The sequence below is a fragment of the Trinickia symbiotica genome (assembly GCF_002934455.1).
Classification (GTDB): domain Bacteria; phylum Pseudomonadota; class Gammaproteobacteria; order Burkholderiales; family Burkholderiaceae; genus Trinickia; species Trinickia symbiotica.
Genome location: NZ_PTIR01000010.1, coordinates 157,105 through 177,466 on the forward strand (window position 1 = coordinate 157,105; position 20,362 = coordinate 177,466).

The window sequence follows — 20,362 nt, forward strand, 5'->3', positions numbered from 1 at the left end:
AGCAATGTTGAGGATACGTCGTGGAAGTGAGTATGTAGATCGAGCTACGGCGCGCGTCGACTTGAGACGAAAGATAGGACAAATGCCCACTGGAGGCGCATCCGTTTCGGCGCCTCCGGTGGCGCGGCGCTGTTCGATCGGGGCGGTTAAGCCTTGGCGCGAAGCATGCGGCTGGTCGTCGATGCAATCACGCCCCCGACTAGCGCGAGACCTAACCAAATCTCGCACCATACCTCGTAGCCGGCGGCGTCATATGCAGATTCTCCGTCGAGACCGAATCGTGCGCCCAGTACGCCTAAGACAAGGTGATCGAGGAGCGGCGAAGGCAAGCTGCGCAATAATACGGTTGTGAGGACGTTTATTGCAGCGGCGCCAGAAAGGATCGCGAACAGTATGCGAAGCTGCTTGCCTCTTAACTTGTTCGCCAGCGATGCGATGGCAATGCTGCAGAGAAGCAGCAGTATCAATCCGCCGCCGGTGTATAGATCCTCACGCGGCGCCGGCAGCAAGAGGATGAATGGCGCAACGTCGAATAGTGCCAGGACGCCAGCCAGCAGGCTATTAGTAGCGGCTGAATTCGGTTTGCGCATTGTGCTTGAGTTGACCCGAAAGTTTTCTTTGGGTTCGGCCATGACTCAGTGGACCACGACGTCTTTTGGCGTGATCGCCTCCGTGTCGCTGGCGTGCGAGTACATCACCGCAGCAACTCAGCCACACCGAGCACGGCGCCTACGAACGCCGTCGCCCATATCACCGGGTACCAGCGCGCGTCGCGCTGCAGCTTTGCGGTTTCGGCGCGAAGCTTCGCGCCTTCGTCAACCAACTTCATCGTCTCGGCCATCATCTTGGCAATGTTGGCCTCGATCATGGCGACGTCCAGTTTTCCTTCTTCCATCTTTCGATGTCCCGAGCATTCAGTGTTCGCGCCCTGAATGGGCGGCCGCGAGCATTGTGCATCGGCTTCAGCGCGCGATTGTCGATCCCCGGGGCAAATCAGACACCGCTCCCGTCGTCCGCGAACCGCAAAGGGCGGGCGGGAGCGGCTTCCCCCTTGGGACGCTGACGCGTCAAATGCCATCAGCAAACTGATCGATCAAGGCAGCTTGCCGATCATCGACGCCAGTTCGTTCTTCGTGAACGCGCGCAAAGACTGCGTACGCACGTTGCCGGCGGAGCTCATAGCCAGGCCGAAAGTCGTGAAGCTCTCGTCGTCGGGAGCCTCGATAACCGCCACGATGTCATATTGGCCGAGCGTCCAGAAGACTTCCTTCATTTCGCAGCCAAAGCCCTTGGCCATTTCCGCTACCTGGCTAGCCCGTTGCGGGCTGTTTTTGATGTTGCGGATACCCTGATCAGTGAACTGCGCAAGCACGATATAAGTCGCCATGACGATTCCCCTTACGATTCGACGTGTCGGGACTTCCGCGCGAGCGCTGCCGCGCGGGTGCACGGCAACGGTCCGCGCGCCATTTCATTCTAGGCGACGCGAATCGGCCGTTTCGGCGCTATTGCAAGCACTGCGGCGCCAGGGGAATCGCCGCGATTTTGCTCCGGCAAAGCGAGCCGCGAGGAGACGTCCGAACTCAAGCAGTCCTGAATATCGCAACCGCCGCCGAGAGCCGCCGAGCCTGATCCTCGAGTGAATTCGCCGCGGCGGCCGCCTGCTCGACGAGCGCGGCGTTTTGCTGGGTCACCTCGTCCATCTGCGATACGGCCCGGTTGACCTGATCGATCCCCGTGCTTTGCTCGATCGCTGCCGACGCGATTTCGCTCATGATCGAGCTCACGCGCGTAATGGCCCCGACGATTTCGCCCATCGTCGACCCGGAGCGCTCGACGAGCTGCGCGCCCGTCGTGATCCGCCCGGTCGACTCGTCGATCAACGTCTTGATTTCCTTGGCCGCCGCGGCGCTGCGCTGGGCGAGCGAGCGGACCTCGCTCGCGACGACGGCGAAGCCTCGCCCTTGCTCGCCGGCACGCGCGGCCTCGACGGCCGCATTCAGTGCAAGGATATTCGTCTGAAACGCGATGCCCTCGATGACGCCGACGATGTCCGCAATCTTGTGCGAATCGCCGACGATCGCCTGCATCGTATCGACGACCTCGCGGTTGAGCTCGCCGCCCTGCGCGGCGAGACTCGAAGCGCCTTGCGCGAGCTCGCTCGCATGCTTCGCGTTGTCGGCGGTCTGCTTCACTGTCGAAGTCAGTTGCTCCATGCTGGCCGCCGTCTCCTGCAACGATGCGGCTTGCTCTTCGGTGCGTTGAGAGAGATCGGCGTTCCCGGCCGCGATCTCGCTCACGCCCGTATCGATCGCCTGGGTTCCCTGCCGCACGACGTCGACCGTGCCGATCAGCGCTTCTTGCATCGTCCCGAGCGCCGAGGCGAGTTTGCCGACTTCGTTGTCGCTTTCGGCAGCAATGCGGCCCGTCAGGTCGCCACGCGCGATACGATCGAACTGCTCGATAGTGGCATCGACCGGATGCACGATCGCGCGCATCAATATCGCGCGCGCGAACCAGGACAACACGAGCGCAAGCCCGATGCCGACGGCCACCGCGGCGCTCACGAAATGAAAGCGCTCGTGCGCGTCGCGGTAGCGCTGCTCCCCGCTGTCGACATGCAGGCGTTCGAGCGCCAGCATCGCCTTCTCGTAGCCGTTATAGAGAAAGGGCAGCTTATGAGACTGCAGTTCGAGGAACGTATTGCGGTCTCCGGCTTTCAGTGCGGCCATTGCGGGCTCGACGCCGTCGTGTAGCAGCGCATCGCGCTTGTCTTTCATGTCTTGCAAAAGACGCTGCACATTGTCGTCGTCGCCCGCGATGCTCACATAATGAGCGAGCAATTTATTCGATAGCTGCAGGTATTTGTCGAATCGCGTTAGAACCGCTTCGGCGCCTTTCTGATCGTTCAAATCGGTCAGCGACGCATAAGTCGCCAGTGCGAGCCGCAGGCGCAGCAGCTGTCCAGCGCTGCCCTCGAGGTCCGCAACGGCGGGCGTGTCCACCGTATACATCCGCTGTAGCGACTCGTTGCTCGCGCGCAGCGAGAGCAACCCCGCCGCGGCGCCGATCAGCAGAACGATCGCAAAAAAAGCGACTAACGCCGTCAAGCATGCGCGAATCGACAGCTTCTTCAACATCGGTTATCTCCCGTAATCTCTCAGTGGCCCCGGCAGGAAACACTGCCTCATGAATTACGGCAGATTCAGGAAAAACTTAACCGAGTTAAGGAAATTCCTACGATTACACGAGCTTGCGCACCCCTTCGGCTTTAATGTCGCGCTCGTCGACATCGAGCGTGCGATTCGGCTGCATCGTGAACGAAAGGACGATGCCGAGCGCCATCAACGCCATCGAAATGATGAACGGCAGGTTCCAGTTTCCGGTGCGGTCGATGAGGAAGCCGCCCACGACGGGGCTCACGATCGCCGCGAGCGCCGAGCCCGTGTTCATCACGCCGCTCGCAATTCCGGAGTGCTTCGGCGCGATGTCCATCGGCACCGCCCACATCGGCCCGATCGTCATTTCGTTGAAGAAGAACCCCGCGCTGAGGCAGCACGCGGCGAGCGTGATCGACAGATCGGACACGAACATGATCGGCGCGAGCGAAAGCAGAGTGAGGAACATGCAGATGCCGACCATCAGATTGCGCGCCATGCGCACGTTGCCGCTCTTCTTGAGGATCGCGTCGGTGAGGGAGCCGCCGAGCCAATCGCCGAGCACGCCGGCGAAGAAGACGCCCGAGGCGAAGATCGCCGACTTCGTGAGCTGCATGTGATAGTTGTGCAGGAAGTACTGCGGAATCCAGCTCAGGAAGAGCCACAGCACCCAGCCGTAGCAAAAGTAGACGGCGGTGACGGGCGCCATGCGGGCGAAGAGACGCCGCCACGGCGTCGCCGGGCGATTCTTCGCGCCCGAGTAGGTCGGCAACGCGGCGCATTCGTCTTCGGTGATGCGCGGATGCTCGCGTGGGTTGTCGCGGAAATACCAGATCCAGGCGATCGCCCAAAGGAAGCTCAAGATGCCGGTGATGATGAACGCGCCGCGCCAGTTCGTCGCGATCATGAGCCAGCCGATGATCGGCGGCGCGACGGCATTGCCGATGCGCGACGCCGCGTGCGTGATGCCCTGCGCCATGCCGCGCTTCTCGGGCGGCATCCAGTTCGACATCGCTCGCGTGGCCGTCGGGAACGTCGCCCCTTCGCCGAGACCGAGCAGCAAGCGCGCGACCAGCATCGACGCGAGCCCGCCCGCGAGCCCGGTCAGCACTGTGGCGCCCGCCCAGATGATGCCGCAAAGGGCAAGCGTGCGGCGTGGGCCGAACCGGTCGCCCACCCAGCCGCCGATGATCTGGAACACGAGATACGGGTAGGCGAACGCGGAAAACACGAGGCCGATCTGCGTATGCGACAGGTGCATCTCCGGACCGAACGCGCTCGCCGCGGTGCTGACGTTCACACGATCGACGTACGTGATGAAGTACATCACGCATAGAAGCAAGAGCACTCGCATCGTGGCACGACGAAACATCATGGTCTCCTTGCTAAGTAGTGCTGCGTTCATGAGCTTCAATTCAAACCGCCGAATCCGACTACGACTACGACTTCATTCGTTGCGCTCGTCGCCGCACGCGCATTGCTTCAATCGTCCGGCAACGCCTGCGCCAGGATGCGTGCCACATGCAGTGCTTCCCTTTGCGCGCCGTCGGCGATCTGATGGCGACAACTCATGCCGTCTGCGACGATGAGCGCATCGCCCGCTTCACGCACGGCCGGCAACAGCGACAGCTCGGCCATTGCCATCGACGTTTGATAATGCTCGGCCTCATAGCCGAAGCTGCCGGCCATTCCGCAACAGGACGATTCGATCGTGCTGACTTCGAGCTGGGGAATCCAGCCGAGCACGACCTGAGCAGGACGCAATGCATCGAACGCTTTCTGATGGCAGTGACCGTGCACGAACGCTTTCGCATGCGAGAGCGGCTTCAGATCGAGCGCGAGGCGCTGCGCAGTCTTTTCGCGTACGAGAAACTCTTCGAAGAGAAACGATGCGGCGGCAAGACGCTTCGCCTCGTCGCCGAAGCCGTAAGCGAGGAACTCGTCGCGCACCGTCAGCAGGCAAGACGGTTCCAGACCGACGATCGGTATACCCCGGTCGATGTAAGGCATGAGCGCGTCGAGCGTGCGTCGCGCTTCAGCTTTGGCCTCGTCGACACGCCCCGCTGACAGGAAGGTCCGCCCGCAGCAAAGCGGGCGCTCGCCGTCTCTCGCGTTGAAGTGCACCGTATAGCCGGCCGCCTCGAGCACACGCCGCGCCGCCCGCGCATTGTCGGGCTCCATATAGTTGTTGAATGTATCGACGAAGAGCAACACCTCTTTGCCGCGGCTCACTGGCCGATCGCTTAGGACTCCCGACGAAAGGAACGGGCGAGTGAAGCGAGGGAACGCGCGCGACGGGGCGAGGCCCAGCCGCCGCTTGACGGCGCGCGCGAATGCTGGCGCTTTCTCGATCGCGGCGACGAGCGCGGGCGCGCGGCTCGCGATAGGCGCATAGCGCGGGAGGAAGGCGACTAGCCGATCGCGCAGCGTCGTGCCGTGCTCCGCATTCCATGCGGCACGCGCCTCGATCTTGATCCTCGCCATATCGACGCCGGTAGGGCAGTCGCGCTTGCAGCCTTTGCAAGAGACACAGAGGTCTAGTACTTCCTTCACGTCGCGGCTCGCGAGTGCGTTGTGCCCATCGTCCGCGAGTTGGCCCGAGAGCGCGAGCCTCAGCGTGTTCGCGCGGCCGCGCGTCAGATGCTGCTCATCGCGCGTCACGCGGTAGCTCGGGCACATCGTGCCGGCGTCGAACTTGCGGCAATGGCCGTTGTTGTTGCACATTTCGACGGCTTTCGCGAGACCACCGCTCGCGTCGCCGCCGGAGCCGGCCGGGCCTTCGTCGCCCGTGAGCGGATCGCGCGTGACGTTCCAGTGCGACCAGTCGAGCCGAGGCTGCCATGCGCTTTCGCGATAGCTCGGCGAAAAGCGAAACTTGACGGGATCGTCCATGCGCGGCGGATCGACGATCCGGTTGGGACTCATCCGGTTTTCGGGATCGAAGAGCACCTTGATCTCGCGGAACGCCGCGTTGATGCGCGGCCCATATTGCCAGGCCACCCACTCGCCGCGGCAGAGACCGTCGCCGTGCTCGCCCGAATACGCGCCCTTGTACTCGCGCACCATCGCGGCGGCTTCTTCGGCGATCGCGCGCATTTTTCCGGCGCCGTCGCGACGCATGTCGAGAATCGGCCGCACATGCAGCGTGCCGACACTCGCATGCGCATACCAGGTGCCTTCGGTGCCGTGCTTATGGAAGACTTCGGTCAGCCGGCGCGTGTACTCGGCCAGATGTTCGAGCGGGACGGCGCAATCTTCGATGAACGAGACGGGCTTGCCGTCGCCCTTCATGCTCATCATGATGTTGAGCCCGGCCTTGCGGACTTCCCACAATGCTTTTTGCTGTGCGGCCTCCGGCATCTCGACGACCGAGCCCGGCAGGCCGAGATCGCCCATCAGTTCGACGAGGCGCGCGAGCTGCGTCAACTGTGCGGCTCTGTCATCGCCGGCGAACTCCACGAGCAAGACGGCTTGCGGCGAACCTCTCAACGCCTTTTCGATGACGGGGCGGAACGCAGCGTTCGACATCGACAGGTCGATCATCGTGCGATCGACGAGCTCAACGGCCGACGGCCCGAGCTTCACGATGTGCTGCGTCATGTCCATCGCCGCGTAGAACGTCGGGAAATTCACGACGCCGAGTACTTTGTGTGTGGGCAGTGGAGCCAGCTTCAGCGTGAGCTGCCGGCTGAACGCAAGGGTGCCTTCCGAGCCGACGAGCAGATTCGCGAGATTCGGCTCGCCGTCGCGGCTGTAGGGCAGCGGGTTCTGGCAGTCGAAGAGATCGAGGTTGTACCCCGCCACACGCCGTAGCACTTTCGGCACGCGCTCGCGCAACTCGTCGCGCTCGCGCTCGGCGATGCGGCGCACGCCTGCAATCAGTTCGCGCGTGCGAGCATCGTTCGACATCTTCGAGAGCGCGGCGAAGCGTGTCTCGTCACCGTTGGCCAGCATTGCGTCGATCGCTTCGACGTTGTGCACCATGATGCCGTACTCGATCGAGCGGGAGCCGCAGGAGTTGTTGCCGGCCATGCCGCCGATCGTGCATTGAGCGCCCGTCGAAACGTCGACGGGAAACCAGAGTCCGGAGGGCTTGAGCCACGCGTTCAGATGGTCGAGCACGATGCCGGGTTCGACGGTGACGGTGCGCGCGTCTCGGTCGAAATCGACGATCCGGTTGAGCCATTTGCTCGTATCGACGACCAGCCCTTCGCCGACCGTTTGACCGCACTGGCTGGTTCCGGCGCCGCGTGCGAGTACGGCGGCCTTACTGTCGCGCGCGATTTCGAGCGCCAGGCGCAGGTCGGCCTGGTCCTTCGGGACGACCACGCCGATCGGCATGATCTGATAGATCGACGCATCGGTCGCATATCGGCCCCGCGAGGCTCGATCGAACAGGACGTCGCCCTTCAGTTCTTTGGCGAGCCGAGCCGTAAGCGGCGTCAACGCGGCACGCGCGGAAGCGGGCATCAGTCGGATCGGTTGGACGAGTCCCGGCGAATGATCTTTGCGCATCGATATCACGATCGGTTGAGTCAGGCGAGGGCCAGCTCGGTAGACATGACGATTACGCCGCGACCTTCAGCTTCGGCTTCGCGACATGCTTCACGAGGTAATCCATCGCTGCGGCCACACCGCTGCCGGCGAGCTTCACGCCGGCCAGCTGCAAGCCCATTTCGCAACCGGAGAGCGTCGCCATCAGCGTGAGATCGTTGCATTCGCCGAGGTGGCCGATGCGGAACATTCGGCCCTTGACCTTGCCGAGCCCCGTGCCGAGCGACATGTCGAAGTGCTCATAGATGAGCTTGCGCACGGCGTCCGCATCGACGCCCTCGGGCATGATCACACCGGTTAAAACGGGCGAGTAGACAGCCGGATCGGCGCACTGAATCTCGAGCCCCCACGCGGTGACGGCCACGCGGCATGCCGCCGCGAGCCGCTGATGGCGCGCGAAGACGTTCTCGAGCCCCTCCTCGAGGATCATGTCGAGCGATTCGGACAGCCCGTAGAGCAGGTTCGTGTTCGGCGTATAAGGCCAATACCCCTGCTTGTTCATTTCGATGATCTCGGACCAGCCCCAGAACGCACGCGGCAGCTTTGCGGTGCGGCTCGCTTCGAGCGCTTTCTTCGAGACGGCGTTGAAGCTGATGCCGGGCGGCAGCATCAGGCCTTTTTGCGAGCCGGACACCGTCACGTCCACGCCCCATTCGTCGTGGCGATAGTCGGCCGATGCGAGGCCCGAGATGGTATCGACGATCAGCAGCGCCGGGTGCCGGGCCGCATCGATCGCGCGGCGCACGGCCGCGATGTCGGAGGTGACGCCCGTCGATGTCTCGTTGTGCACCACGCACACCGCTTTGATCGCATGGGCCGTGTCGCCTTTCAGGCGAGCTTCGATCATCTCGGCCTGCACGCCGCGCCGCCAACCCTCGATGCCGGGCAATCCGAGAAACTCAGGCTTCAGCCAGAGGTTTTCGGCCATCTTCTTCCATAGCGTCGCAAAGTGGCCGGTTTCGTACATCAGCACCGCGTCGCCAGGGGAGAGCGTGTTGCACAGCGCCGCTTCCCACGCCCCTGTGCCCGAGGCCGGATAGATCACCACGGGCTGCGTCGTTTTGAAGATCGTCTTGATGCCTTCCAGGACCTTGAGCCCTAGAGCGCCGAACTCCGGCCCGCGATGGTCGATCGTCGGATAGCTCATCGCCCGCAGGATCCGGTCCGGAACCGGGCTCGGGCCGGGGATCTGCAGGAAGTGGCGGCCCGCGGGATGGAAGTCGAGCTTCAACATGGTGCAAGATCCTTTGAATTTTGCATGCAAAAAACTTTAGCCTACGATGGAGGCGAAGGAAAGCGATGTGTGGCCTAGGGAAATCCCTGGCCGCGTGGCCGTACCGGCCAGTGCGTAAAATCCGGATCAAAGTCATCGCGGAGTAATGTATGCAAGAGGTGGACACGCCGCGCGGCAAGGTAGTGGTGCCCTTGTTGCCGAAAGTCGAGCGTCAGCGTTTGCATGACATGGTGGTCGAGCATCTTCGGACCTTCATCGTCGAAGGCGTGCTTGCGCCAGGGATGAAGCTCAACGAGCGCGAGCTCTGCGAGCGGCTCGGCATTTCGCGCACGCCGCTGCGTGAGGCGCTGAAGGTGCTCGCGGCCGAGGGGCTCGTCGATATTTCACCGAATCGCGGCGCCACGGTCTCGAGCATGACCGAGGGCGAGATTCGGGAAATGTTCGAGCTGATGAGCGGTCTGGAGGCGTTCTCGGGCGAGCTTGCCTGCGAACGGATCACCGCGGCAGAGCTGGCGACCATCAAGGCGCTTCATTACGAAATGCTTGCCTGCCGTGAGCAGAACGATCTTTCGGGGTATTACGCGCGCAATCAGGCCATTCATGATCGGATCAACGAGGCGGCGCGCAATACGGCGCTTCGGCAGGTGTATGTGTCGATGAATCGGCGGTTGCAGGCGCTACGCTTCCGGTCGAACTTTTCGACGGCGAAGTGGGACAGCGCGATTCATGATCACGACGAGATGATTCGGGCGCTCGAGGCCCGGGATGGGAAGCGGATGGGGGCGATTCTGCGGGCGCATTTGTTGGCCAAGCGGGATGCGGTGTTGGCGCAGGAGGCGGCGGCAGGGGGCGCGCCGCGATTTGCAGAATAGACCTATGTTCTCACGTTAATTCGCCGTTTAGAGCGCGACCGATCTGAACGATACTTGGCCCCATTGGACATTGCTCCAGCCCGACGGGGCGCCCAGGCGTTGCTTGCGCGTCCATGCGAAGCTCCAAAGCTGCATCAGGCAATCGACGGCGACTGCATACCGCTTCGAAGGAGACGCCGTCAACGGATGAAAGAGGCCCCCAATGACACGATCCTTCGACGGGATTGGCTACGACGATTTCCGTCGCATGGCGAGCGACGAGTCGCTCAGCCTGCATGAGCGGATCGGCTTTCCTGATTCCTACAGGGAAGGGTACGAGGCCGCGATATTTGCCGATATCGCCAGCAAGCTTTCCAATCTAGACGGCGCTTCGAAGAAGATTCTCGATATCGGCCCGGGTTGCGCCGGCTTGCCCAGCTTGCTCATCGAGCACAGCGTTGCACGTGGACATGAGCTGGTCCTCGTCGATTCGGCGGAGATGTTGGCGCATCTGCCGGACGGCGAGCGCGTGATCAAGGTGCCAGGCTTCTTCCCTAACTGCGAAGCAGCACTCGACGAGTGGAAGGGAAAGTTTGACGCGATCCTCTGCTACAGCGTGTTCCATTACGTCTTTGTGGAGGCAGCTTTCTGGCGGTTTCTTGATTATTCGATCGAGCTGCTGTCCGATGGCGGGCAGATGCTGATCGGCGACATTCCGAATGTTTCGAAGCGCAAGCGCTTCTTTGCGAGCGATGCCGGTATTCGATTCCACCAGTCGTTCATGAATTCCAACGACGTACCCGAGGTGAATTTCCGATCGGTCGAGAGAGACAGGATCGACGACGCCGCCATTCTCGCGGTCATCATGCGCGCCCGCGCCCAAGGCTGCGACGCCTACTGGTTGCCGCAACCAGCGACGCTTCCGATGGCAAACCGACGTGAGGACATCCTTATCGTCAAGCCTTGAGGCGCCTGCACGCTGCGCCGCCAGCCTTGGATGCCGAGTAGGCCGAGAACCTCGCGCTCGAGGCCGAGGGATAAGGCGCGTCATCGATAGCGCCGGCTCATGGAATTGACGCCAAAAATCCAGCCTGTTTCCACAATTGAAAGCCAAAAGGGTCTATTAGACTGCGGCATCGTCAAAACGCGCTGTGTCGTCTGGCGTTCGGTGTCCACTGTGGCGTCGTTCTTTCCGTCGAGCAGCGCTTACAACGGAGCGCCGTAATGTGCTTTGTCGGTATTTCGGTTTCGCTCTCCTACGTGCGCGGCTCTTTGCGCGGTCACTGCGGTCCGCTCGTCGCGAACGACGCTTCGGACTGCGCGGTCGAGGTCTGACATGACTGCCGTTGAAGAATGGCTTCAGCTTGGCCTGGAGCATCACCGGGCCGGCCGTTTGCAAGAAGCGGAGTCCTTGTATCAGCAGGTGCTCCAACATGATGCGAATCACACGGATGCGCTGCACCTGCTAGGCACGATAGCCAGTCAAGTCAGCAAATTTGATATCGCACGCGACCTGGTCGGCCGTGCACTCGCACTTCGACCCGACGTCGCGGCCTATCATGCAAGCTTCGCGAACGTGCTGTCGAGAATTGGCGCGCTCGAGGAAGCCGGTGCCCACTACGACAAAGCGCTTGCGTTAAAGCCCGACTTCGCCGAGGCCCACAACGGCCTCGGCCAACTGAGGCTAGCGCAGGGGCAGATCGATTCTGCAATTGCCTGTTTCAGGCGTGCGATCGCCAGCGAGCGAGCCGATGCGCAAGCGCACCACAACCTCGGCAACGCGCTTGCGTTGCAGGGTGACTTTAGCGCGGCAATCTTAGCGTATCAGGCTGCTATCGCGCTCGAGCCCGTATCCGTCATGCCCTACGCCGATTTGGCCAAGGTGCTGGCGGCGGCCGGTCGGACGTTTGATGCAATCGACGTCTGCCTCGGCACAATTGATCCGCAACAGGGCTTGGGACATGAGCAGCGCCAACGCGCCGCAGCATCGCAAGTCAGTGCTGTCGCCGTCGATGCTTCCAGTCACGGTGCGAGCGGGACTTTCTTCTCGACGACGGACGAGTTAATTGCCGAACTCGACCGGCGCAGTCTTACCGGCGATATGGAGGGAGCCCTCGGCCTGATTCAGCGCTTTGTGCGGGCTTGCGTATTCGATCGGCGTGCCGTGACGAAAGTGTTCGCTGACTCCAGGCTCGACGAACGTTGCCGGCGCGTCGGAGAAGCGCGCCTTGCGCAGCTCTGCGACGCGGGCGGAACTGTCGTCGATGATCAGGTGGACTGCGTGATACTCGCGACCGAATTGTATCGGCTCGGAGGCCATACCGCCGTGATCGGGGATCTGCTCAAGACGCAGCGCTTTGGCCCGCGCACCGTCGTGATGCTCACCGACGCATTCAATTCGGCCGACCCATCCATCATCGGCGAACGCTTCGGCTCTGCGGCAATAGGCGAAATCGCGCCCAAGGGCGGCTTAGCCGAGAAGCTCACGTGGACGTTAAACCGTCTGCGAGCGCGTCGCCCTCGCCGGCTGATACTCATGAACCACCACAACGACGCAGTGGCCATTGCCGCCGCACAGCCTTCTCTTGCCGAGGAGACAATCTTCTATCACCACTGCGATCACCAACTCTGCCTTGGCGTCACGCTCCCGCATACTGTGCATGTCGATCCGCACCCCATGGGTTTTTACAATTGCCGCGACGTTATCGGGGTGAGCAATGTCGTGTATTGGCCGTTTGCCGCAGACGACCTTGGTGGACGGACGGAGTCGGCCTGGAAGGCCGACGGACGCATTCGTACATGTTCCAGCGGATCGAACAATAAATTCGAGTCCCCATACAAGTACATGTATGCGGAAATCATCCCCCGCGTCATGGCTTGCACGGGCGGTGTTCACGTCCATATCGGTCCGCTGTCCGTGGGAACGCTGGCAAAAATAAGAAAAGCACTCATGCAGCTAGATGTTCCCCCTCAGCGTTTCGTTCATGTGCCATGGGTGCGCAGCGTTTGGAAAGCTCTGCAGTCGTTTCACATCGACATCGTGCTCGCGTCCTTCCCCCAGGGCGGCGGCAAGGCGCTCATCGAGGCGATGGGCGCGGGAATACCCGTGATTGGACACGATTGCTATATCTCGCCGTTTCTCGGCGGTGCTGATTTGTATTACCCCGGGGCATTCTTTTGGACTCATCCTGACGAGTTGCTGGAGCATCTGAATTGCCTGTCGCCCGCTCGATTGGAGCGCGAATCGCAGCAGGCACGGCAGCATTTCGAGCAGTTGCATACCAACGAGGCGCTTTCGCGCGCCATCGATGGCGGGGCCGATGCGCCTCTTGTACCGGATAGGCGCCCGCACAAGGCCGACCCGCTGCAATTGTTCCTCGATGACGTCCATTACGCTGCACAGGACTACTCGATACACGTGAATTTGATCAAATGAAGCTCATGCGATCGGCGTCGGCGTGCGACGCGCTGATTGGGGGAAGCCCAGGCACCCCAAGAAAGTGGAGCCAATCGCCTCGATCGTGCTAACCGATATTCACATGTCCACTGTACCGTTTTTCTCGCCGCGGCTGGCCAATGCGGGGGTCGACCTGCATGAACCCGTGCGGCGCGTCCTTGCTAGTTATTGGTACGTGCTCGGAAGCGAGGTGCTTGCGTTCGAGCGTGAATATGCCGAGTACCTGAAGGTAAGGCATTGCGTGAGTGTGGCGAACGGCACAGACGCAATCGAGCTCGCTTTGCGGGCGGTAGGCGTCGCGGCCGGCGATCGAGTTGCAGTTACCGCCAACGCCGGGTTTTACGGTAGTACAGCGGTGTTGAAAATCGGCGCGGCGCCAGTTTACGTGGACGTCGATGCGTCCACGTTGACGATGAGCTGCGACCAATTGCAGCGTGCGCTGCACACGTATTCGCCGAAAGCGATCGTGGTGACGCATCTGTATGGGCAGCTTGCGGACATCGAAAAAATTATAAAGGTCGCGACGGACGCTGGCGTCCCCGTCATCGAAGACTGCGCCCAAGCGCATGGGGCGAAGCGAGGCGACCGATTCGCTGGCAGCTACGGCGCGCTCGGCTGCTTCAGCTTTTATCCAACCAAGAATCTGGGCGCCCTCGGCGACGGCGGGGCGATCGTGACCGACAACGAGGAATGGGCAGGGCGGCTGAGGCAGTTGCGCCAATACGGTTGGAGTACGAAGTACCACGTAGCAATCAATGGCGGTTGCAACAGTCGCCTGGACGAACTTCAGGCGGCCGTATTGCGAGCCAAGCTGCCCCAGCTCGACGCCTGGAACGATGAGCGCAGGGACATTGCACGCAGGTACAACGCAGCGTTCGCTCATTTGCCAGTTCGTTGCCCGTCATCGCTTGGCAGCGACTATGTCGCGCATCTCTATGTGATCCGGACGGAACGTCGCGATGAACTGCGCCAGTTCCTGGCGCAGCGCGGTATCGCCGCCGAAGTTCATTACCCCGTGGCGGACCATTTGCAGACCGTCCATGATGGCGGTGCCGAGGCCAACGCGCTGCCGGTGACCGAGACCGCATGCTCGACCGTGCTGTCATTACCCTGCTTCCCTGGTCTCGCACGCGAGGAAACCGAGCGCGTAGTCGGAGCCGTGCTGGGCTATTTTGACGAAGCGGGACACTCATGATGTCGCCGGCTCGCTTCGCAAATATCGGTTACGAGGACTTCATACGCTTCGCGATGGGCGATTCGTTGTCGAGATACGAACGTATCGGGTCTGCCAAGGCGTATCGCAATGGTTTCGAGCGGGCCATCGTGCCGGCGTTGCCGATGGCGAATCGCCGCGAGGACGTTTCGGTTACCCGTCCGTAGGAGGCGCAATGCAAAAATCGAAGAAGGTCGTCATTATTGGAGACAGTGCGTTCGCGGAGGTAGCCTACGAATGCTTCACCCATGACTCTCCTTATGAGGTGGTTGGCTTCAGCGTTGAGTCGGCCTACCTGACGAAGGACACGCTCTTCGGCCTCCCTGTCGTGCCGTATGAATCGATAGAGTCGCACTTCACGAGCGCCGAAGTCGAGTTCTACGCGGCCCTTGTCTATTCGCAATTGAACCGCCTGCGTCGCCGCCTTTATGAGGCGGCCAAGCGCAAGGGCTACAGGCCGGCGAGCTACATCAGCACGAAGGCCTTCGTGTGGCCGAACGCTGTGATCGGGGAGCATTGCTTCATTTTTGAAGACAACACCATTCAGCCTTTTGCTCAGCTAGGCAACAACGTCGTCCTATGGAGTGGTAACCATATTGGTCACCACAGTGTGATCGAGGATCACTGTTTTGTCTCATCGCACGCGGTTGTGTCCGGCTTTTGCCGCATCGGTGCGGCCTCGTTTATCGGCGTCAATGCGGCCGTCGGCAACAACGTGACGATCGCGGCTGACAACTGGATCGGCCCGGGCGTGACGATCATCCACGATACTGAGCCGGCGCAGCTCTTCAAGGGAAATCAACCCGAGCCGACCAAGGTTAGTACCCATCGCTTCTTCAAACTCAAGGAGAGTTGAAGTGGCCGCTATGAGTGTTGCCGTTCACGGTGCGGGTGACAGGACTCGAACGGAGCAGAGCGGATGACGATCGAGGTCATTCCGTACAGTGAGGCGTCGGCCCAAGAGTGGGACCGGCTGTGTACGGCTTCAGTCAACGGAACCTTGCTGCACACGCGTCGGTTCCTTTCTTATCACGGCGAGCGCTTCCAAGACGCATCGGTCATTCTGCACGACGCGGGTCGAATTGTCGCCGTACTGCCGGCTGCGATCCGCAGAGAGCAACCTGAGGCGGTGGTCAGCCATCCCGGTGCCACCTATGGCGGGATCGTGCACGACGGATGGCTTGCGGGTGCGCGAATGTGCGAGGCACTAGCGGCTGTCGCCGAGCACTTTCGGAGGCAGGGCTTCCGGTCACTGGCTTACCGGCCTGTTCCGTACATTTACGCGACGAGTCCTGCGCAGGACGATCTTTACGCACTGGCACGGCTCGGTGCGGTGCGAGAGCGATGCGATCTGTCGTGCTCCATCGATCTCGTATGTAGACGCGCCGTGACCGAGCGCCGGCGCCGCGGCCTGAAAAGGGCGTCCAAGGCGGCATCGATCTCCGACGATGCCGGTTTGATCCCGGCGTTCTGGGCGGTGCTGGAGGATAACCTCGCGCGTAAGTACGGCGCTACGGCCGTGCATTCGGTCGATGAAATCAGATTGCTGCAAGCGCGCTTTCCGTCGACCATCCGCTTGTGCTGCGCGCTTGTAGAGGGGCGGGTCGAAGCAGGCATTGTGATGTTCAACTCGGCAAACGTGTGGCACGCCCAGTACATCGCGTCGAGCGAACGCGGGTACGAGCTGTCCCTCCTTGATGCGGTCTTTGAAGCAGCGATTACGCAAGCGGCGCGCAGCGGTGCCAGGTACTTCGATTTTGGAACCAGCAACGAGGCAAATGGCACGGTGCTGAATGACGGTCTCTACCGTTTCAAGCACGAATTCGGCGGTGGCGGTGTGGCTTACGAGTTCTACCGGCTGGAGCTCAGCGAGTGACGACCGACAGCCGCCAACGACATTGAAATGCGAAATCTTTGAGACATGATCAAGTCCACTATCAACGACTGCAAAATTATCAGCTTGCCGAAAGTCACCGATCCTCGCGGCAATCTCACTTTCATCGAGTCGAGCAAGCATATCCCTTTCGATGTCAAGCGCGTGTTCTATCTTTACGACGTGCCGACTGAGGAGAGTCGAGGCGCTCATGCGCACAAGACGCTGCACCAGTTTGTGGTCTGCCTGTCTGGGAGCTTTGACGTTCGCGTGGATGACGGAGAAAGCCAAGCGACGTTCCACCTGAACCGTCCATGGAAAGGTCTGCATGTTCCGCCAATGATCTGGGGTAGCGAGATAAATTTCGATCCCGGCACGGTCTGTCTCGTTCTAGCATCGGCACTTTACGATGAGTCCGACTATATCCGCGAATACGAGACGTTCCAATCGCTGGTCGGATACGCGAGCGCGATATGAAATCGATATCCACCCGCCTTCTATCGCAGTATGTTTCACCCATTGACCGCGCCAGTCTCGTTGTCACGGATGACGGTCTCCAGGCTCATGATCGAACGTTCGCGTTCCTTCCAGGCGTCGAGGATCTCATTCCGGACTTCCGCGATACGATGCGGCTTGAGCGAGGGGGAAAGACGTCCTTGCAAATGTACGATTTTAAGGGGGCGAGGGATATCTACCGCAATTTCCTTTCATGGCTGTTCAGGACGTTCAATGTCGATGAACACGAATTTCGATCAGATCTCATTCGCCGTCTCAGGCTGCACCCGAGTGCCCGCGTACTGATTACTGGCTGCGGAATTGGCGACGATGTGATTGCAGTGCGTGACTCGGTCGGACCGGACGCTAGCATATTTGCGTCCGATCTCGCGCCCGAGATGGTCCTGGCCACTCATGAGTCGCTAATCGAGATGCGAGGAAAAACGTTGTCGGCGGTCAGCCTCAGCGTCTGTGACGCTTGCCATCTTCCATTTGAAGATGGCTTCTTCGACGCCGCGTTTCACTTCGGCGGAATCAATCTCTTTGACGACATAGGTTTGGCAATTGCCGAGATGGCACGCGTTACACGAGATGGTGGTCGCGTCGTGTTCGGGGATGAAGGCGTCGCTCCCTGGCTGGCCACTACCGAATACGGGCGGATGGCCATTGCAAACAATCACTTGTGGTCAGCCAAAGCTCCGATAGACTTGTTGCCGCATTCCGCAATTGACCCATCTCTCGGTTGGGTGCTTGGCAACTGCTTCTACGTCATCGAATTCCAGAAGGATTCTCGAGGACCTTTCATGGATCCCGACGTCCGCCATGTCGGACGGCGAGGAGGGTCGATGCGAACGCGCTACTTCGGGCAATTGGAAGGCGTTTCTCCAGACCTGAAACAACAGATCCTCGACGACGCGGCGAGCAAGAATCTCAGCGTTACCGACTGGCTGGAAAAGGCCATCGAGGAGGCGCTTCGCCACTAGGTACTCGCACTTCGCGCAGTCGGTCCAGCGGTGAGTCGAAGTGGGCAGGTGGGATCATGCACGCGGGCTGCCAAAAGCGGCCGCGCCGCAAAAACCGCAGATCTTCTCGACAGCGTTCGAACTCATTTCGGGAGGCGACGCCGTCTCCATTCGACCGCATCGGCGGCGGGAGACCATCTGTATCCGAGATACTTGCGTGTAGTTTCATCGACGACATCTATTTTTTGAGCACTTGCGATCGCGCGGGGGATGTCGATTTGTTGCGCCATGAACGGTAGCCCAATGAGGTGATTGACGGCTCTTCGAACCGAGGCGGACCGATTGATGCCCGCCCGATGGAAAAGCATCGCGTCGAGAATCAAATATGACCCTGCGGGAGCAGTCAATTGCAATTCGAATTTGGAAACGAACGCGTTGGTCGGGAACGCTTCGACGTGATGCGTTGCTGGTAAGACAAACGTGGCGCCGTTGTCATTGGTAAATTCGTCGACACAAAACAGAGCGTTAATGGCGAGCGGCTTCGTGCTCACCCAGTGTTGGTAGCTGAGATCTCGGTGCCATTTGGCCTGATAGTTGTCGCGATCAGGGCGATTGAGAATTCCGTTCTGCTGCATCAGAATGAAATCCGAGCCAAACAACCGGCGAGCCAGCTGCATCAGGTTGTTGTTGGTCGCGAGCTGGAGAAACGCGGCATCGTAGGCTACGACGCATCGTGCCACGTCCGTGTCATGCATACTACGCAGCACATCCTCCCCATCCATTTCTACGCACTGGGCGGAGTACACGGAGTCTAGCCTTGCTCTGAGGTCCACTAATGCGGCATCCGGCATTCCGCTATCGAGAATTGTGTAGCCGTTTACCATCAGCTCAGCCAAACGTTCGTCGATCAAGTCAGCTTCGTTGAGGCGCATGGCAACGCCGTGAGTAGAATGAACGGTGCTCATTGTGGCTCTCTATTTGATAAGCTTGGATACGGCAAAGCCCTCTCGGCCAAAATCGTTTCCGTTGTAGAAGCAATAGGTCGACCCATGTGCTTCGATGATGGCGGAATACGATAAACCATTCGAGTCGAACGAGCCGGGCGTTGGTTCTAGTCCCATTTCCGCGTCTTTTCGAACCCAGTTCAACCCGTCTTCAGAGGTGGCATAGCCCAGCCGGTATGCTGCTAGCGAACATACTCGGATGGAGTAATAAAGATGGTAGGTACCATGCTCGTCAATTTCGATCCACGGCCTTCCGAACCCATGTTCGTCGTGCTGCAATTCCATGCAGGATCTGCCTTCCACAGGCCACTCGATCCCGTCAGGTGATTCGAGATATTTGAGCGAGTATCGGGGAACTTGTTTGCCACGGATAGTTTCCCAAGACGATCCCGCGACGTACCACATCGAAAAGCGGTCTTCAAATTCGATGACAAACGGCGCACAGCGGAACGTCGACTCGTAGTCGGATCCACCCAGTATTGGCGTTGTCTTCACGCGCTGGAAGGATTCCCCGTTATTGCTGCTCGTGGCGAGTCCCGTGAAGATTTTGTATCGAACGTCTCTAAAGCGCTCGAACCCCGAGTAGTACATCTGGAGCTTGCCGTCGCGAGTTTTCAAGACCTGAGCGACGACTACGCCGTGCTCGTCAAAGGACGGTGCAGTGCCAACGTCCATCACTGGCCGTTCGGACAGGCGCAGCACTTTCCGTGGATCTCGGGCATCGACGTCGACGTAGTACGGTCTACCGATGTTGTCCTTGTCGCACACCGTCACAAAGACTCTTATCGTGTCTTCGTTCACAAAAACGGGCGTGGGTACCATTACGCGCGTTGGTACGTCGACGCCAAACCTGTCGGCAGTGCAGACGAGTCCAAGTTTTTCCCATTTCATAGGCTTCGCTGAAAGAACTATTGCACGTTGATCTACAGATCCGAGTCGCGCGACACGTATGAAGACGGGCTCGGCGCGGATCGTACTGCGGCAACGGGCATTGGACTTCCTCGGGGCAAGCGGTGATCGGGGCATTGCCAATTAGTCTAGTCCCGATGTTTCACGGCCGATTGGCCGAGCAAAGGCTGAATTCCGTCGCAATTCAAGCTGACGGCGCTATTGCAAGCGTCGTGCGTTCGTCACGTCGGTCGTGTGTGCGCAGCGCCAGACGTTGGACGACATCGAGATCATCCTTGGCGACGATACGCCGGAAGCGACGCTGAGACCGCTGTTCGAGCGCAGCGACGGCCGGCGCGTTCGCCACGTCCAGTATGGCTTCGGCGAGGAGCAGCCAACGCTCAGGAGAGAGAACCTCATGCTTTACGCCATTCCCCGATCGAGTCGGGGACGCCCGGCTAGTGCACTGAGTCGGGCGTCAATTTTTCAAAAATGGCCCCGAAATCCGCCGCTGTTCCACTGATTGGCGCCGCCCGGGCATTGCTAACCTGATAGCGTCCGGCCTACCACGGCTGCATCGTGCAGTCGATGCGCAGCCTGAGCGAGCGCTGCCTGCCGGCGCGCGAGCCGCGGGGCGGCCCACCCACCGTAGGTCAGCAAAGGAACAAACCGT

At 60.5% G+C, this 20,362-nt stretch carries 18 protein-coding genes; 9 read left to right on the forward strand and 9 right to left on the reverse strand.

Going from position 1 to position 20,362, the window contains the following annotated elements; genetic code table 11:
* Positions 1–146: 146 nt before the first annotated feature.
* From B0G57_RS16220 to B0G57_RS16250, 7 genes are all read right to left on the reverse strand, one after another.
* Positions 147–632 (reverse strand): hypothetical protein, encoded by a 486-nt coding sequence (locus tag B0G57_RS16220; RefSeq protein ID WP_020566276.1) that lies wholly within the window; start codon positions 630–632, stop codon positions 147–149.
* A 62-nt stretch (positions 633–694) separates the two neighbouring features.
* Positions 695–895: a hypothetical protein gene (locus B0G57_RS16225; RefSeq protein WP_018441450.1), complete on the reverse strand. Its 201-nt coding sequence runs from the start codon at positions 893–895 to the stop codon at positions 695–697.
* Between the two features lie 198 nt (positions 896–1,093).
* Complete coding sequence (locus tag B0G57_RS16230; protein ID WP_018441451.1) at positions 1,094–1,387, reverse strand: GYD domain-containing protein; 294 nt, start codon at positions 1,385–1,387, stop codon at positions 1,094–1,096.
* A 196-nt stretch (positions 1,388–1,583) separates the two neighbouring features.
* Positions 1,584–3,140 (reverse strand): methyl-accepting chemotaxis protein, encoded by a 1,557-nt coding sequence (locus B0G57_RS16235; RefSeq protein ID WP_018441452.1) that lies wholly within the window; start codon positions 3,138–3,140, stop codon positions 1,584–1,586.
* 103 nt (positions 3,141–3,243) lie between these two features.
* Positions 3,244–4,533, reverse strand: a complete 1,290-nt coding sequence (locus B0G57_RS16240) for an MFS transporter (RefSeq protein ID WP_020566277.1) — start codon at positions 4,531–4,533, stop codon at positions 3,244–3,246.
* 107 nt (positions 4,534–4,640) lie between these two features.
* Positions 4,641–7,673 carry an FAD-binding and (Fe-S)-binding domain-containing protein gene (locus B0G57_RS16245; RefSeq protein ID WP_018441454.1) on the reverse strand — a complete coding sequence of 1,011 codons (3,033 nt, stop codon included), beginning with the start codon at positions 7,671–7,673 and terminating at the stop codon, positions 4,641–4,643.
* Between the two features lie 52 nt (positions 7,674–7,725).
* Entirely contained in the window at positions 7,726–8,946 is a 1,221-nt protein-coding gene (locus B0G57_RS16250; protein ID WP_018441455.1) for a pyridoxal-phosphate-dependent aminotransferase family protein, read from the reverse strand.
* Between the two features lie 149 nt (positions 8,947–9,095).
* Here B0G57_RS16250 and B0G57_RS16255 point away from each other — a divergent pair, with 149 nt between their 5' ends.
* The 8 genes from B0G57_RS16255 (at position 9,096) to B0G57_RS16295 (ending at position 17,818) form a co-directional block, all read left to right on the forward strand.
* The gene (locus B0G57_RS16255) at positions 9,096–9,818 is read left to right on the forward strand and encodes a GntR family transcriptional regulator (protein WP_018441456.1); all 723 of its coding nucleotides are present in this window, start codon (positions 9,096–9,098) and stop codon (positions 9,816–9,818) included.
* 247 nt (positions 9,819–10,065) lie between these two features.
* Complete coding sequence (locus tag B0G57_RS16260) at positions 10,066–10,764, forward strand: class I SAM-dependent methyltransferase (RefSeq protein ID WP_223258583.1); 699 nt, start codon at positions 10,066–10,068, stop codon at positions 10,762–10,764.
* Positions 10,765–11,133: 369 nt separating this feature from the next.
* On the forward strand, positions 11,134–13,233 hold the full coding sequence (locus B0G57_RS16265; RefSeq protein WP_018441460.1) for a tetratricopeptide repeat protein: 2,100 nt from the start codon (positions 11,134–11,136) through the stop codon (positions 13,231–13,233).
* A 103-nt stretch (positions 13,234–13,336) separates the two neighbouring features.
* Complete coding sequence (locus B0G57_RS16270) at positions 13,337–14,449, forward strand: DegT/DnrJ/EryC1/StrS family aminotransferase (protein ID WP_018441461.1); 1,113 nt, start codon at positions 13,337–13,339, stop codon at positions 14,447–14,449.
* 193 nt (positions 14,450–14,642) lie between these two features.
* Entirely contained in the window at positions 14,643–15,323 is a 681-nt protein-coding gene (locus B0G57_RS16280) for an acetyltransferase (protein ID WP_018441463.1), read from the forward strand.
* Positions 15,324–15,386: 63 nt separating this feature from the next.
* A complete protein-coding gene (locus tag B0G57_RS16285) occupies positions 15,387–16,343 on the forward strand; it encodes a GNAT family N-acetyltransferase (RefSeq protein ID WP_018441464.1) in 957 nt (318 codons plus the stop codon).
* A 45-nt stretch (positions 16,344–16,388) separates the two neighbouring features.
* The gene (locus tag B0G57_RS16290; RefSeq protein ID WP_018441465.1) at positions 16,389–16,817 is read left to right on the forward strand and encodes a sugar 3,4-ketoisomerase; all 429 of its coding nucleotides are present in this window, start codon (positions 16,389–16,391) and stop codon (positions 16,815–16,817) included.
* Positions 16,814–17,818, forward strand: a complete 1,005-nt coding sequence (locus tag B0G57_RS16295; protein WP_018441466.1) for a class I SAM-dependent methyltransferase — start codon at positions 16,814–16,816, stop codon at positions 17,816–17,818. Before B0G57_RS16290 ends, B0G57_RS16295 begins: the two co-directional genes overlap by 4 nt.
* Positions 17,819–17,940: 122 nt before the next feature.
* On the opposite strand, the gene B0G57_RS16300 is transcribed toward B0G57_RS16295, so the two are convergent.
* Together B0G57_RS16300 and B0G57_RS16305 are read right to left on the reverse strand one after the other, a co-directional pair.
* Entirely contained in the window at positions 17,941–18,762 is an 822-nt protein-coding gene (locus B0G57_RS16300; RefSeq protein WP_018441467.1) for a phytanoyl-CoA dioxygenase family protein, read from the reverse strand.
* 9 nt (positions 18,763–18,771) lie between these two features.
* Positions 18,772–19,692, reverse strand: coding sequence for a glycoside hydrolase family protein (locus B0G57_RS16305; protein ID WP_018441468.1), 921 nt, complete (start codon positions 19,690–19,692; stop codon positions 18,772–18,774).
* A gap of 271 nt (positions 19,693–19,963) precedes the next feature.
* Here B0G57_RS16305 and B0G57_RS16310 point away from each other — a divergent pair, with 271 nt between their 5' ends.
* Positions 19,964–20,212 (forward strand): hypothetical protein, encoded by a 249-nt coding sequence (locus B0G57_RS16310; protein WP_146013333.1) that lies wholly within the window; start codon positions 19,964–19,966, stop codon positions 20,210–20,212.
* The last annotated feature ends 150 nt before the right edge of the window (positions 20,213–20,362 follow it).

Bases quoted from the DNA above. Each gene is read 5' to 3' on its own strand.
- B0G57_RS16290 (WP_018441465.1), top strand. From the start codon at position 16,389: ATGATCAAGTCCACTATCAACGACTGCAAAATTATCAGCTTGCCGAAA.
- B0G57_RS16250 (WP_018441455.1), bottom strand. From the start codon at position 8,946: ATGTTGAAGCTCGACTTCCATCCCGCGGGCCGCCACTTCCTGCAGATC.
- B0G57_RS16270 (WP_018441461.1), top strand. From the start codon at position 13,337: ATGTCCACTGTACCGTTTTTCTCGCCGCGGCTGGCCAATGCGGGGGTC.
- B0G57_RS16240 (WP_020566277.1), bottom strand. From the start codon at position 4,533: ATGATGTTTCGTCGTGCCACGATGCGAGTGCTCTTGCTTCTATGCGTG.
- B0G57_RS16230 (WP_018441451.1), bottom strand. From the start codon at position 1,387: ATGGCGACTTATATCGTGCTTGCGCAGTTCACTGATCAGGGTATCCGC.
- B0G57_RS16235 (WP_018441452.1), bottom strand. From the start codon at position 3,140: ATGTTGAAGAAGCTGTCGATTCGCGCATGCTTGACGGCGTTAGTCGCT.
- B0G57_RS16255 (WP_018441456.1), top strand. From the start codon at position 9,096: ATGCAAGAGGTGGACACGCCGCGCGGCAAGGTAGTGGTGCCCTTGTTG.
- B0G57_RS16280 (WP_018441463.1), top strand. From the start codon at position 14,643: ATGCAAAAATCGAAGAAGGTCGTCATTATTGGAGACAGTGCGTTCGCG.
- B0G57_RS16220 (WP_020566276.1), bottom strand. From the start codon at position 632: ATGGCCGAACCCAAAGAAAACTTTCGGGTCAACTCAAGCACAATGCGC.
- B0G57_RS16225 (WP_018441450.1), bottom strand. From the start codon at position 895: ATGGAAGAAGGAAAACTGGACGTCGCCATGATCGAGGCCAACATTGCC.
- B0G57_RS16305 (WP_018441468.1), bottom strand. From the start codon at position 19,692: ATGAAATGGGAAAAACTTGGACTCGTCTGCACTGCCGACAGGTTTGGC.
- B0G57_RS16260 (WP_223258583.1), top strand. From the start codon at position 10,066: ATGGCGAGCGACGAGTCGCTCAGCCTGCATGAGCGGATCGGCTTTCCT.
- B0G57_RS16300 (WP_018441467.1), bottom strand. From the start codon at position 18,762: ATGAGCACCGTTCATTCTACTCACGGCGTTGCCATGCGCCTCAACGAA.
- B0G57_RS16245 (WP_018441454.1), bottom strand. From the start codon at position 7,673: ATGCGCAAAGATCATTCGCCGGGACTCGTCCAACCGATCCGACTGATG.
- B0G57_RS16285 (WP_018441464.1), top strand. From the start codon at position 15,387: ATGACGATCGAGGTCATTCCGTACAGTGAGGCGTCGGCCCAAGAGTGG.
- B0G57_RS16265 (WP_018441460.1), top strand. From the start codon at position 11,134: ATGACTGCCGTTGAAGAATGGCTTCAGCTTGGCCTGGAGCATCACCGG.
- B0G57_RS16295 (WP_018441466.1), top strand. From the start codon at position 16,814: ATGAAATCGATATCCACCCGCCTTCTATCGCAGTATGTTTCACCCATT.